Origin of the sequence: Streptomyces sp. PTY087I2 (genome assembly GCF_001687325.1) — a bacterium.
Taxonomy (GTDB): Bacteria; Actinomycetota; Actinomycetes; order Streptomycetales; family Streptomycetaceae; genus Streptomyces.
The window spans coordinates 1-13,884 of record NZ_LZRD01000009.1; the positions used below are offsets into that span (position 1 = coordinate 1).

Sequence of the window (13,884 nt, forward strand, 5' to 3'; positions counted from 1 at the left end):
CGGTCGCGTACGCCGCCGAACCGCCGCTCTGGCTCGGCGGGGCCGGGCTGCTGGTCGGTCTCGGGCTCACCGCCGAGGCGGTCCGCAGGCTCTGGCGGGACGCGGCGGACTCCTGGGCCGCCGGGCGCGGCACGACGGCGCTGCGTACCGCGCTGGACGGGCTCGACGCCCTGCTGGCGGAGCTGGTCCGCGAGCATTGGGCGGCCGAGGAGCGGCTGTACTGCGCCGACGCCGCCCGCTCGGTGGCCGGGATGCTGCGGGCGACCGCGGCGGCCGCCGACGCCCAGGCCGCGCCGGAGCCCATCGCCCCGGCGGGGGCGGGCGGTTCCGATCCGTACGGGGACGACGACTGGCTCTCCGCGCCCTCCGCGCTGGAGACCCTGGAGTCCGGCACCGCCGACGGGGGCGCGGACGACGGCGACTGGGCCGCCGCCTACGCCTGGGACAACAGCCCGCTCCAGAACGGCGAACGGGCCGACGGCCGCCCGGATGACCGGCCCGCCGACCGGGGCGGGGACGGGTCCGGCTACGGCGATCGATACGGGAACGGAGACGCGTACGGCGAGGACCCCGGCCCGTACGGCGCACCCGCCCCGGCCGCGTACCCCGCCGGTCCCGACGACGCCCCGTGGGCCGACGGCGGGAGCGACCGCGCACCGCGCTGGCTCGAACGGGAGATCGGCGAGGGCGGCCCGGACCTGGTCGCCACCCTCGCCGGGGACCTCCGCAACACCGCGATGGCCGCGATGGCCCCCTACTGGGGCGCCGTCGAACGCGGTCAGGCCGGGGCGCTCGCCGTCGCGCGGACCGAGGAGCGGGTCCGCGAACTGCTGTCGGCCGCCCGCCACCACCTGTGGCGCTACGGAGTGCTGGCCCCGCCGCCGTACCCGGCCGAGCACCGGGCCCGCACCACGGCCGCCGGGCTGCTGGGCACCGATTCGCTGCGGGTCGCCGAGCTGGTGGGGCGCGAGGCCGACCGGGGAGCCGTCGTGCAGTTGTCCTCGCCGGAACAGGGGGCGCTCCTCAGCCGTGATCCGGAGGCCGCCCTGTGGATCCGGTTCGCCCCGGCGACCCTCCAGGGCGAGGTCGAGGCCGCCTGGCGCAAGAGCGGTTCGCCGCCGGTCGAGGACGCCCTGTGGACCTCCTCCGGCCGGTACGCCGGGCTGATCCGGCTCACCCCGCTGCGGATGGGCGTGGTCGACACGGTCCTGCCCCGGCAGAGCACCGGCACCCCCCGGACCGGTACTTCCCGGACCGGCGGCGGCGACACCGACCGCGCCGAGACCACCGTCCACGCCGAGTTCAGGGAGGACGACCGGTGGTGAGCACCACGCCGCTGAGTCGGCCCACGTCACCGGGGGCACCGCGTCCCCATCTCGTCTTCACCGACCCCACCGGGCGGCGGCGCACGGCCCCGGCCCGCTTCGGCCGCCCTTCGCGCCGCGATCCGGCGCTGCCGCAGCAGATCCGCAACGGGCTGCTCGACGACCAGGGGCAGCAGTGCGTCCAGGTGTTCCTGTCGGCGGCCGACGCCGCCCACCCGGCGGCCCGGGCCCTGCTGGACACCGAGGCGGGCACCGCGCTCCACCTCGACCGGACCCTGGAGAACACCCCGTACGCGTATCTGTTCCCGACCGTCATCGGCTACGAACTGGACACCGCCGAGCCGTTCCTGCTGTACGCCGCCCCGCGCGGCACCGCCGCCGGGCGGACCCATGTGATGTCCGCGACCGACCAGCGGGTGTTCGCCCGGGATCTGACGCTGGCCCTGTGCCTGCTGGACGGCCAGGGTCTCGTACCGCGCGGGATCTCCCCCGCGACGGTGCTCTGGGACGGAACGTCAGTGCAGCTCTGGGGACTTGAGGGCGTCGCCCGCGCCGGACGGCCCCGGACGCCGTGGGGCCGCGCCCCGTTCGCCTCGCCCGAGCAGCACCGGGGCGAGGGCATCGTCGACTCCCGGGACGCCGTGTGGAGCGCCGCCCAGGTGCTCTACCAGCTGGTGACCGGCCACCCCGGCCCCGCCGACCGGGCCCCGGCCGACCTCGACCGGCACCGGGTGCTCGCCGGGACGCTGCCCCGCGCGTTCGCCCCCACGGCGGCCGGACGGCCCACCCCCGGGACGCTGCTGGAGCTGCTGGCCCCGGAGGAGGCGCGACGGCTGAGGCCCGCGGCCCCCGGTGACGGAACCCGTCCGCACCAGGAGGCGTTCGCCCGGGCGGTGGACGCCAAACGGCGAGCGCCCGCCCCCGCCGAGGACGCGGCGGACGGGTCGTCCGACGGCCGGGCGCCCGGCGAGGTGCTCTGCCCGTACTGCCTGGAGAGCATCCAACTCGACCTGGAAAAGCTGTATGTGACGGACGACCAGATGCAGTACCGCTCCCTGGACCTGTCCCGGATCGGCAACCCGGTGCGGCGCGAGGACGTCATGCGGGGCGCGGTCCAGCAGTGCACGGCCGATCCGGACTTCCCCGAGCACCACATCCCGGTGCCCTACCTCACCCACGGCCGCCCGCTGACGGTCGCCATGATCGGCCAGTCCAGCACCGGCAAGAGCCATCTGCTGACCCAGATGATCGCCGAGATCACCGACGGTGGCCTGGAGCGGTACGGGGTGGGCTGGCAGTCCGTCAACCCGGAACAGCACAGCCGCTTCGTCCGCGAGCGCGTGCAGCCGCTGCGCAGCGGCAAGGTGCTCGACCACACCAGCGGGGTCGGCCTGGACGGCTTCGCCCGGTTCGTCGAATCGCTGCTGCTCACCGACGCGCGCGGACGGGTCCGCCCGGTCGCCTTCTTCGATCTCGGCGGCGAGGATCTCGTGCGCACCGACGGGGCGTTGCGCTTCCTGCTCGGCATCGACGCCCTGGTCTTCGTCGTCGACCCGGCGCTCGCGCTGCCGCTGCCCCAGCTCGACGAGGTGCGCAAGCGGTGGGGCACCGAGGTGGACCGGGACGGCGACGCGGCGTTCAGCACGGTGCTCGACCGGCTGCCGCGCACGGGCCCCTATCTGGAGACCCCGGCGGCGATGGTGCTCGGCAAGTCCGATCTGCTCCGGTTCCAGCCGCCGGTGGACCGCTGGCTGGGCGAGGGGCCGCCCGCCGCGATCGGCCCGGACCAGTTCCTGGAGGAGAGCGGGGACGTCTACGCGCTGCTGCGGCAGCACGCCGGAGCTGCCTGGCTGCGCCCCTTCGAAGCGTTCCGCCGCTGCACCCTGCACATCGCCTCGGCCACCGGTGGCCAGGAGAGCCAGGGCCGCTACCCGGCGGGCACCGGCCCGCGCCGGGTGCTGGAACCCCTGGTGTCGCTGCTGGCGATGCACGGGATCATCGAGGCGCCCGGGAGCGCCGCATCATTCGGCGTGGGAAGGGAAACGCAGTGAACGACGACGCCCTCGACCGGCGCCCGGAGAGCGACCGGCCCGGCCGACCCGACGGCTTCGACCGGCCCGGCCCTTCCGACCGGCTCGATCAGGTGGTCTTCCGCTGGGACGGAAACCAGGGCCGCTCCAGTACGGGCATGGCGGCGGTGGCACACTCCTGCTCCGCCGAGCGCGCGGAATCCCTCCGCTATGAACTGGGCCCGCTCCTCTGGGTTCCGGGCCACGGCCCGGAACCCCGCCCGAGCAGCGTCCGCGTCCCGTCCCGGACCGGCGGAACCGTGCTCCTCCAGCGGTGGCCCACCCTGGACCGGGGCGGCCGGCCCAGCACGGCCTGCCACGCGGTGTTCGGCGACCCGGACACCCTGACACCGCTGCACTGCCTGGGCCTCGGCGGCAGCGCCTGGAGCGACCGCGCCGTCGCCAAGACGGTCTCGGGGACCCTGCCGCCGCTGGACGGGGCGGTACTACGGGCGACGGCGACCGAGCGGCTGCGCACGATGACCCACGAACTCCCGGCGGTGAAGAAGCCGTTGATGGTGGTCACCGCCGAGTGGCTGCGCGACCCCTCGCGGCGGCTCTCGCTCCTCGCCGAGGAGCACGAACTGCCCGGCTGGCCACGCCTCAACACCGCGCCCCTGCTCTATCTCGGGCTGCTCTCGGTCTTCGGCGACTGGTTCGGTACGGAGTGGAGCTACGCGACGTACGACACGGTGGACACCCACCCGTTGCGCCTCACCTGTGTGCCGCGGTGGACGTCCCAGGCGGCGGGGGCCCGGTCGCTGGCCCGTATCCGGCTGCGGCTGCCCGCCGAGGGGGACGTCGAGATGGCCGCGGCGAAGGAGATGGTCGAGTACGTGCTCGACCGGCCCGACGCGCCTCCGGGCGTGCCCCACCTGACCGGCGAACTCCTCTCCGGGGCCCGTATGTCCGGGCAGGAGCGGCGCGATGCCCTGCGCCGGATGCTGAACACCCGGCATGCGCCGTCTCCGGCGTATCAGGACGGACACGAACGGGAGAACCGGGCGGAACACCGGAACGACGACCACCACCAGAAGCAGCAGCACCAACAGGAGCACCGCCAACAGGAGCACCGCCAACAGGACCGCCAGCAGCAGGAACTCCGGCTGCTGCACGACGACCTACTGGCCCACCAGACCGCCGACACCGCCCGGTCCGCACAGCTGGCCGCCCGGCTCCAGAACCTCCGGGACTCCCAGCTGCTCCCCCTCCTGCGCTCCGACCGGCTGCCGTGGGCCTCCCGCGATCTCGTCCTCGCCGAGCTGGGCCACCCCGACCGGCTGCGGTCCCGGGACCCGGAGACCGCGCACGCGCTGTGCACCGAAATGCTGCGGCACAACCTGTACTTCAGGCCCGCCCGGCCCGAACCGGGCAGTCCGTCCACCGCCGAGGTGCGGGAGCGTGCAGCGGATCTCTTCTCCTGGGCCGTCGCCCCGCTCGTACGGGACCCTCACCAGGCCCCCGATCTCCGGCCGCTGTTCAACATCTTCCTCAAGGACGGTCGCGGCACCGGCATGGAGTGGCTGCGCCGCGTCCTGGTCGCGCCCCCGGGCGGCCGGGCGCCGGACCTGCCCCCGGAGCTGTGGCAGCAGATCGTGACGGACCTCCTCGCCCACCCGACCCAGACCGCCGCCCCACCCACGGCCCCGGCCCCGGCCTCCGCGCCCGCACCCGCACGGCCCGCCACCGTCCCCGCCCAGGCGAAGCCCCCGGTCCCGCTCCCGCCCTCGTACGCGGCGGCGTCGGCCACCACCACACCGCCCCCACCACAGGCGCCTCGGACGACGACCGTGTCCCCGCCCCGGCCGGCACCGTCCGGCCCGTCCGCCCCGACGGCCCCGGCGTCGCCGCAGACGGCACAAGGCGGGCACGCCCGGTCCTCGTCCGGCTTCTCCGACCTCCTCTACAAGACCTGGTTCGTGCCCACGTTCGCCGGGGTGGTCGGCGTCGGGATCCTCGGCATCCTGCTGATGATCGCCCTCAACTGACCACCGCGGTACGTCACTCCAGCGCGTCGACCTCGGTCCGCACGGCCCCCGGCCGCCGCCTCAGTCCTCGCCCTCCAGGTTGCCTTCCGTCTCCAGGTACACCTGGCGCAGCGCTTCCAGGACCGCCGGGTCCGGCTTGGCCCACATGCCGCGGGACTCGGCCTCCAGGAGGCGTTCCGCGATGCCGTGGAGAGCCCAGGGGTTGGCCTCCTGGAGGAACTGCTTGTTCTCCGGGTCCAGGACGTACGTCTGGGTGAGCTTGTCGTACATCCAGTCGGCCACCACGCCGGTCGTGGCGTCGTAGCCGAAGAGGTAGTCCACCGTGGCGGCCAGCTCGAACGCTCCCTTGTAGCCGTGGCGGCGCATCGCCTCGATCCACTTGGGGTTGACGACCCGGGCGCGGAAGACACGGGACGTCTCCTCGACGAGCGTGCGCGTGCGGACCGTTTCGGGGCGGGTGGAGTCGCCGATGTACGCCTCCGGGGCCGTGCCCTTCAGCGCGCGTACCGTGGCCACCATGCCGCCGTGGTACTGGAAGTAGTCGTCGGAGTCCGCGATGTCGTGCTCGCGGGTGTCGGTGTTCTTCGCGGCGACCTCGATGCGCTTGTAGGCGCTCTCCATCTCCTCGCGGGCCGGGCGGCCGTCGAGTTCGCGGCCGTAGGCGTAGCCGCCCCAGACCGTGTAGACCTCGGCGAGGTCGGCGTCGGTGCGCCAGTCGCGGGAGTCGATGAGCTGGAGGAGGCCGGCGCCGTACGTGCCGGGGCGCGAGCCGAAGATGCGGGTGGTGGCGCGGCGTTCGTCGCCGTGTTCGGCCAGGTCGGCCTGGGTGTGCGCCCGTACGTAGTTCTGCTCGGCCGGTTCGTCGAGCGAGGCGGCCAGGCGTACGGCGTCGTCGAGGAGGCCGACCGTGTGCGGGAAGGCATCGCGGAAGAAGCCCGAGATGCGGAGCGTGACGTCGATGCGAGGGCGGCCCAACTCGGCGTACGGGATGGGCTCCAGGCCCGTCACACGACGTGAGGCGTCGTCCCAGACGGGGCGGATGCCGAGCAGCGCGAACGCCTCCGCGATGTCGTCGCCCGCCGTGCGCATCGCGCTGGTGCCCCAGAGGGAGAGGCCGACCGAGGTGGGCCAGTCGCCGTTGTCGGTGCGGTAGCGGGTCAGGAGGGAGTCGGCCAGGGCCTGGCCCGTCTCCCACGCCAGCTTCGAGGGGACCGCCTTCGGGTCCACCGAGTAGAAGTTGCGGCCCGTCGGGAGCACGTTGACCAGGCCGCGGAGCGGGGAGCCGGAGGGGCCCGCCGGGACGAAGCCACCGTTCAACGCGTGGACGGCGTGGGTGAGTTCGTCCGTTGTCGCCGCCATGCGCGGGACCACCTCGGTGGCCGCGAAGGTCAGGATGTCCGCCACGGCGTCGGGGAGGCCTGCGGCGACCCCGGCCACTGCCTCCGGGTTCCAGTCCGCGTCGTCCATCGCCTGGACCAGGGCGCGCGCCTGCTCCTCGATCGCGTCCGCGTCCGTGCGGGTGGCCGCCGACTCGTCCAGGCCCAGCGCCTCGCGGAGGCCCGGGAGGGATGCCGTACCGCCCCAGATCTGGCGGGCGCGGAGAACGGCCAGGACCAGGTTGACCCGGTCGTTCCCGGCGGGCGGGTTGCCGAGGACGTGCAGGCCGTCGCGGATCTGGACGTCCTTGATCTCGCAGAGCCAGCCGTCCAGATGCATGATGAAGTCGTCGAAGCCCTCGTCCTCCGGGCGGTCCTCCACCCCGAGGTCGTGGTCGAGCTTCGCGGCCTGGATCAGCGTCCAGATCTGGGCGCGGATCGCGGGCAGCTTCGCCGGGTCCATCGCGGCGATCTGCGCGTGCTCGTCGAGGAGTTGCTCCAGGCGCGCGATGTCGCCGTAGCTGTCGGCGCGGGCCATCGGGGGGACCAGGTGGTCGATGAGGGTGGCGTGGACGCGGCGCTTGGCCTGCGTGCCCTCGCCCGGGTCGTTCACCAGGAACGGGTAGACGAGAGGAAGGTCGCCGAGGGCCGCGTCGGGGCCGCAGGCGGCGGAGAGGCCCGCGTTCTTGCCGGGCAGCCACTCCAGGTTGCCGTGCTTGCCCAGGTGGATCATCGCGTCCGCGCCGAACCCGTTGTCCTCGGCGGAGGCGGCGATCCAGCGGTAGGCGGCCAAGTAGTGGTGGGACGGCGGGAGATCGGGGTCGTGGTAGATCGCGATCGGGTTCTCGCCGAAGCCGCGCGGCGGCTGGATCAGGATGAGGAGGTTCCCGCGCCGCAGGGCCGCGAGGACGATGTCGCCCTCCGGGTTGGCGGAGCGGTCGACGAACATCTCGCCGGGGGCCGGGCCCCAGTGCTCCTCCACCGACTCCCGGAGTTCCTGGGGGAGTTGGGCGAACCAGCGGCGGTAGTCGGCGGCCGGGATGCGGACCGGGTTCTTCGCCAGCTGCTCCTCGGTCAGCCACTCCTGGTCGTGGCCGCCCGCCTCGATGAGGGCGTAGATCAGCTCGTCGCCGTCGCCGGAGACCAGGCCCGGGATCTCCTCCTCGGGCCCGAAGTCGTAGCCCTCGGCGCGCAGTCGGCGCAGCAGGGCCACGGCGCTGGCGGGGGTGTCGAGGCCGACCGCGTTGCCGATGCGGGAGTGCTTGGTCGGGTAGGCGGAGAGGACCAGCGCGATCTTCTTCTCCGCGTTGGGGATCGAGCGGAGCTTCGCGTGGCGTACGGCGATGCCCGCGACCCGGGCCGCGCGCTCGGCGTCGGGGACGTACGCCGGGAGCCCGTCCTCGTCGATCTCCTTGAAGGAGAAGGGGACCGTGATCAGGCGGCCGTCGAACTCCGGCACCGCGATCTGGGTGGCCGCGTCCAGCGGGGAGACGCCCTCGTCGTTCTCCTCCCAGGCGCTGCGCGGGCTGGTGAGGCAGAGCGCCTGGAGGATCGGCACGTCGAGCTGGGTCAGCGCGCCCGCGTCCCACGACTCGTCGTCGCCCCCGGCCGAGGCCTCGGCGGGCTTGGTGCCGCCCGCCGCGAGGACGGTGGTCACGATGGCGTCGGCGGCGCGAAGCTGGTCGATGAGGTCGGCCTCCGGGGTACGGAGAGACGCGACGTACAGCGGGAGCGGGCGGCCTCCGGCGTCCTCGACCGCCGTGCACAGCGCCTCCACGAACGCGGTGTTCCCGCTCATGTGGTGGGCGCGGTAGTAGAGGACGGCGACGGTCGGCGCGCCCTCGGGCACCTCGCGGGCCTCCCGCTCCAGCGGGCCCCACGCGGGGGCCGGGGCGGGCGGCTCGAAGCCGTGGCCGGTCAGCAGCACGGTGTCGGAGAGGAACCGGGCCAGCTGCTCCAGGTTGGCGGGACCGCCGTGCGCGAGGTAGGCGTGCGCCTCGGCCGCGATGCCGATCGGCACGGTGGACGCGGCCATCAGCTGCGCGTCCGGGGCCTGCTCACCGGTCAGCACGACGACCGGGCGGCCGGTGGCCAGCACCGCGTCGAGCCCCTCCTGCCATGCCCGTACGCCGCCGAGAAGCCGTACGACGACGAGGTCGACGCCGTCCAGCAGCTCCGGCAGTCCGTCCAGGTCGACGCGGGAGGGGTTGGCGTACCGGTAGCTGACGGGTCCCTCGGAGGCGCGGGCGCTCAGGAGGTCGGTGTCGGACGTCGACAGGAGCAGGATCATGCTGCGTCAGGCCTTCCTCGGGGTGTCCACGCCCCGGGCGGGTGTCGGAGGGTCTCCCCGGGCGGACCGGCGGCTACCGGGTGCTCGGAGAAGGGAGTTCCTGACTCGTCCGGCAGCCGGTGGCGGCGGCGACCGGACTCACAGTGGCGGGACCGCGCCGGAATCGCACCGGGCTTCCTCCCCTGTCGCCGTCTGGCGATGGCGGCCTGAACGGACCACCGCCTGCATCCTAAGCGGCGGGGGTGGGGGCGGGGCAGGGGGCGTGGGTGCGGTGGTGATCACTGTTTGGGGGGTGGCGGCGCGGGGTGTGGTGGCCTCCGCCCGGTGCGCTGTGGTGGCCTCCGCCCGGTGCGCTGTGGTTCCTGTCGCGAGGCGGGCCGTTCCCCCCGTGACCCGCTGTCCCGCAGGTCACAGCCGCGGGCCCACCGCCGGGACCGGCCCGGTCGGTATGCTCGCCGCCATGCCCGATTCCGCCCCCTCGCCCCTTTCCGCGGGCGGCCCAGCCCTCCGCGGCGGCGGCGACGCCTGCCCGGGGACGCTGCGGCTGCACCGGGCCGACGACGGTGCGCTGGCCCGGGTCCGGGTGCCCGGCGGGGTGCTGAGCGCGGACCGGGCGGACGCGCTGCTCACGGCGGCCGGGCGGTTCGGGGACGGTGAGCTGCATCTCACCTCGCGGGGCAACGTCCAGCTGCGCGGCCTCGACGCGGCGTGCGCGGGCGCTCTCGCCGAGCTGCTCACCGCCGCCGGGCTGCTGCCGTCCGCCGCGCACGAGCGGGCCCGCAACATCGTGGCCTCGCCGCTCGCCGGGCTGGACGGTTCGCCCGCGCTCGGCCATCGGCTGGCCGAACTGGACGGCCTGGTCTGCGGATCGGCCGCCGCCGCCTCGCTCTCCGGCCGCTTCCTGTTCGCCCTGGACGACGGCCGCGGTGACGTGGACGCGCTGGGCGCGGATGTGACCCTGATCGCGGCGGGCGACAGCTGCCTCCTGCGGATCGGGGCCGAGGACGAGGTGTTCCGGGTGCCGGGCGGGGAAGGCCCGCGCGCCGCGCTCCTGGCCGCCGAGGCGTTCCTCCGCGCCGCCCGGGACTCCGGCGCGTGGCGCGTGAAGGACCTGCCCGACGGCGTACGGGCCGGAGTGCGCGCCGACGTACGGGCCGAGCTGGTCCGGACCGTCGGGGCGGCGGCCGGTCCGGCCATGCGCCGGCCCCGGCCGCGTACGGCGACTCCCCCCGCCCCGGGACCGTACGGCTCCACGAACGCGATCGGCGTCGACGTACCCCTGGGGCGGCTCACCCTTGCCCAGTGGCGGCTGCTCACCGAAACGGCCCGGCGGTACGGGAACGAGCTGCGGCTCACCCCGTGGCGCGGGATCGTCGTCCCCGGGCCCTTCGCGCGCGACGAGGCGGCGGAGGCACTCCGCACGCTGGGCGCGGCCGGGCTGATCATCGCCCCCGACTCCCCGTGGACCGGCGTCGGCGCGTGCATCGGCCACCCCGGCTGCGCGAAGTCGCTGTCCGACGTGCGGGCCGAAGCGGGGACCGCCGTCGGGCCGGTCGGGCGGCTCCCTGTGTACTGGTCCGGGTGCGAACGCCGCTGCGGCCACCCCCACGGGGAGTGGATCGACGTGGTCGTCACGCCCGACGGGCACCGGATCTCGCATGTGCGGGGCGAACGCCGGGACCCCCAGGCGACGGTCCGGAACGGCCCGGCGGCACTCGCGGCGGCGGTGGCCGCGGCCCGCGCCTGAGCACGCCCCCCACCACCAACGGCAGAAGAAAGCGACAGCACAGTGCACCAGTACGAGAAGGACGGACCGGCGATCTACCGCCAGTCCTTCGCCACCATCCGCGCGGAGGCGGATCTCGCCGGGCTGCCCGCCGATGTCAGCCAGGTCGCCGTCCGGATGATCCACGCCTGCGGCATGGTCGACCTCGTAACGGACCTCGCCTTCTCGCCGAACGCCGTGGCCGACGCCCGCGCCGCCCTGCGCGCCGGCGCACCGATCCTCTGCGACGTGGCGATGGTGGCCAGCGGGGTCACCCGCAAGCGGCTGCCCGCGGACAACGACGTGGTGTGCACGCTGTCCGACCCGTCCGTGCCCGGGCTGGCCGCGAAGATGGGGACGACGCGGAGCGCGGCGGCGCTGGAGCTGTGGCGGGACCGGATGGAAGGGGCGGTGGTCGCGGTCGGCAACGCCCCGACGGCCCTGTTCCGGCTGCTGGAAATGATAGAGGAGGGCGCCCCACGCCCGGCCGCCGTGATCGGCGTCCCGGTCGGCTTCGTCGGCGCGATGGAGTCCAAGGAGGCCCTGGCCGCGCACCCGTCGGGCCTGGAGCACCTGATCGTCCGCGGCCGGCGCGGCGGCAGCGCGATAGCGGCGGCGGCGCTCAACGCCATCGCGAGCGAGGAAGAGTAGTGAACTCTCCAGTGACTTCCCCGGTGAAGGACGCCGGCACCGGCCGCCTCTACGGCGTCGGGCTCGGCCCCGGCGACCCGAACCTCATGACCCTGCGGGCCGTCCAGGCCATCGGCGAGGCGGACGTGATCGCGTACCACAGCGCCCGGCACGGCCGCTCGATCGCCCGCTCCATCGCCGCCGCGCACCTGCGGCCCGACCACATCGAGGAGGCCCTGGTCTACCCCGTCACGACGGAGACCACGGACCATCCGGGCGGCTACCGGGGCGCGTTGGAGGAGTTCTACGAGAAGGCCGCGGCCCGGCTCGCGGCGCATCTGGACGCGGGGCGGACGGTGGCGGTCCTCGCCGAGGGCGACCCGATGTTCTACGGCTCGTACATGCACATGCACAAGCGGCTGGCCGACCGGTACGCCACCGAGGTCATCCCGGGCGTCACGTCGGTGAGCGCGGCGGCGGCCCGCCTGGGCACGCCCCTCGTGGAGGGCGAGGAGATCCTCACGATCCTGCCCGGCACGCTGCCCGAGGAGGAGCTGACGGCCCGTCTCGCCGCCACCGACACGGCGGTCGTGATGAAGCTGGGGCGTACGTTCCCGGCGGTGCGCGGCGCGTTCGAGGCGTCGGGCCGGCTGGCGGAGGCACGGTACGTGGAGCGGGCCACGATGGCCGGGGAGCGTACGGGCGAACTGGCGGACATCGACCCGGAGTCGGTGCCGTACTTCTCGGTGGCGGTGCTGCCGAGCCGGGTCGACGCGCCGCGCCCCACGCCTTCGGCCTCCGGCGAAGTGGTCGTGGTCGGCACCGGCCCGGCGGGCCCGCTGTGGCTGACGCCGGAGACGCGGGGCGCGCTGGCGGCGGCGGACGCGGTGGTCGGCTACACCACCTACCTGGACCGCGTCCCGGTCCGCCCCGGCCAGGCGCGGCACGGCTCGGACAACAAGGTGGAGTCGGAGCGGGCGGAGTTCGCGCTGGACCTGGCCCGGCGGGGCCACCGCGTCGCGGTCGTCTCGGGCGGCGACCCCGGGGTCTTCGCGATGGCGACGGCGGTGCTGGAGGTGGCCTCGCAGGAGGAGTACGCGGAGATTCCCGTACGGGTCCTGCCCGGGGTCACCGCGGCCAACGCGGCGGCGGCGCGCGCCGGCGCACCGCTCGGCCACGACTACGCCACGATCTCCCTCTCGGACCGGCTCAAGCCGTGGGAGGTCATCGCGGAACGCCTGCGCGCGGCGGCCTCGGCGGACCTGGTGCTGGCGTTGTACAACCCGGGCTCCAAGTCCCGTACGTGGCAGGTCGGCAAGGCCCGTGATCTGCTTCTGGAGCACCGCTCTCCGGACACGCCGGTGGTGCTGGCGAGGGACGTCGGCGGCGCGACGGAGTCCGTCCGTACGGTGCGGCTGGCCGATCTCGACCCGGCGGAGGTGGACATGCGGACGCTGCTGATCGTGGGCTCGTCGCAGACGCGGTGGGTGAAGCGGGGCGAGGACGGCAGGTCCATCGTGTGGACACCGCGTCGCTACCCGGAGGCGTAGAGCTTCCGGGACCGCTAGCTGGAGCCACGGAGGCGACGCCCGGCGGGCCGCTCCCAGGAGGCGCTGGCCCGCCGGCCGGAAGCGCAGAGCTCCCGGGCACCCGCTACCCGGAGGCGTGGAGGCGGCGTACCCAGCGCGCGGCCTCGTCGGGCGTACGGGCCACCGGCACCCCTTCCGGCACCGGTGGCCGCCGCACCACGACGACGGGAATCCCGGCCTCGCGGGCAGCGGTGAGCTTGGGGGCGGTGGCGTCCCCGCCGCTGTCCTTGGTGACGAGGACGTCGATGCGGTGGCGCCGGATGATCTCCCGCTCCCCGTCGAGGCCGAACGGCCCCCGGTCGAGGAGGATTTCCATCCGGGCCGGGCAGGGCGGCTCCGGCGCGTCGACGGACCGTACGAGGAACCACAGCGCGTCCAGGTCCGCCCCCGCGAAGGCGGCGAGTCCCATCCGCCCGGTGGTGAGGAAGACCCGCTCGCCGAGCGCGGGCAGCAGCCCGGCGGCCTCGGCGAGCGATCCGGCGGAGTGCCAGCGGTCACCGTCCTGGGCCACCCAGCCGGGCCGGCGGAGGGCGAGGAGGGGAACATGGGCCAGGGCGGCGGCCTCGGCGGCGTTCCGGCTCATGGCGGCGGCGAAGGGGTGGGTGGCGTCGACGAGGGCGTCCACGTCGTGCTCACGTACCCAGGCGGCGAGCCCCTCGGGTCCTCCGAACCCACCGACGCGGACCTCGCCCGGCGGCAGCCGGGGGGCGGCGACGCGACCGGCGAGCGAGGTGGTGACCCGGACTCCCCGGTCACCGGCAAGGCTCTCGGCCAGCCGGCGCGCCTCGGTCGTACCCCCCAGAACAAGAACATGCACGGCAGACGCGGGCATCGCAGGCATCGGAACGGACT

7 protein-coding genes, 1 pseudogene and 1 riboswitch are annotated in these 13,884 nt (G+C 74.7%); of the genes and pseudogenes, 6 read left to right on the top strand and 2 right to left on the bottom strand.

What is annotated here, in order from left to right:
• The 3 genes and pseudogenes from A3Q37_RS11335 to A3Q37_RS11345 all read left to right on the top strand — a co-directional run.
• A pseudogene (locus A3Q37_RS11335) lies at window positions 1–1,325 on the top strand (hypothetical protein); the annotation flags it as partial.
• Entirely contained in the window at window positions 1,322–3,376 is a 2,055-nt protein-coding gene (locus A3Q37_RS11340) for a hypothetical protein (protein WP_255311782.1), read from the top strand. The pseudogene A3Q37_RS11335 and the gene A3Q37_RS11340, both read left to right, overlap by 4 nt.
• Complete coding sequence (locus A3Q37_RS11345) at window positions 3,373–5,382, top strand: hypothetical protein (protein ID WP_065481857.1); 2,010 nt, start codon at window positions 3,373–3,375, stop codon at window positions 5,380–5,382. Before A3Q37_RS11340 ends, A3Q37_RS11345 begins: the two co-directional genes overlap by 4 nt.
• Before the next feature lie 60 nt (window positions 5,383–5,442).
• On the opposite strand, the gene cobN is transcribed toward A3Q37_RS11345, so the two are convergent.
• The gene (gene cobN / locus A3Q37_RS11350) at window positions 5,443–9,048 is read right to left on the bottom strand and encodes a cobaltochelatase subunit CobN (RefSeq protein ID WP_065481858.1); all 3,606 of its coding nucleotides are present in this window, start codon (window positions 9,046–9,048) and stop codon (window positions 5,443–5,445) included.
• A 94-nt stretch (window positions 9,049–9,142) separates the two neighbouring features.
• A riboswitch (cobalamin riboswitch) is annotated at window positions 9,143–9,228 on the bottom strand.
• Between the two features lie 268 nt (window positions 9,229–9,496).
• Between cobN and A3Q37_RS11355 the strand changes: the two genes are divergently transcribed.
• From A3Q37_RS11355 to A3Q37_RS11365, 3 genes are read left to right on the top strand one after another with little or no spacing between them, the layout of a single operon-like run.
• Window positions 9,497–10,795, top strand: a complete 1,299-nt coding sequence (locus A3Q37_RS11355) for a cobalamin biosynthesis protein CobG (RefSeq protein ID WP_065481861.1) — start codon at window positions 9,497–9,499, stop codon at window positions 10,793–10,795.
• 42 nt (window positions 10,796–10,837) lie between these two features.
• Window positions 10,838–11,464, top strand: coding sequence for a precorrin-8X methylmutase (locus A3Q37_RS11360; protein ID WP_065481865.1), 627 nt, complete (start codon window positions 10,838–10,840; stop codon window positions 11,462–11,464).
• A complete protein-coding gene (locus A3Q37_RS11365) occupies window positions 11,464–12,993 on the top strand; it encodes a precorrin-2 C(20)-methyltransferase (RefSeq protein WP_176711396.1) in 1,530 nt (509 codons plus the stop codon). The genes A3Q37_RS11360 and A3Q37_RS11365 overlap by 1 nt, the downstream gene beginning before the upstream one ends.
• A gap of 103 nt (window positions 12,994–13,096) precedes the next feature.
• Here A3Q37_RS11365 and A3Q37_RS11370 read toward each other — a convergent pair whose 3' ends face one another.
• Window positions 13,097–13,864: a cobalt-precorrin-6A reductase gene (locus tag A3Q37_RS11370; RefSeq protein WP_065481871.1), complete on the bottom strand. Its 768-nt coding sequence runs from the start codon at window positions 13,862–13,864 to the stop codon at window positions 13,097–13,099.
• Window positions 13,865–13,884 lie beyond the last annotated feature (20 nt).

What these genes read in the sequence shown, in the direction of transcription:
- A3Q37_RS11370 (WP_065481871.1), bottom strand. Translation starts at nt 13,864, where the DNA reads ATGCCCGCGTCTGCCGTGCATGTTCTTGTTCTGGGGGGTACGACCGAG.
- A3Q37_RS11355 (WP_065481861.1), top strand. Translation starts at nt 9,497, where the DNA reads ATGCTCGCCGCCATGCCCGATTCCGCCCCCTCGCCCCTTTCCGCGGGC.
- cobN (WP_065481858.1), bottom strand. Translation starts at nt 9,048, where the DNA reads ATGATCCTGCTCCTGTCGACGTCCGACACCGACCTCCTGAGCGCCCGC.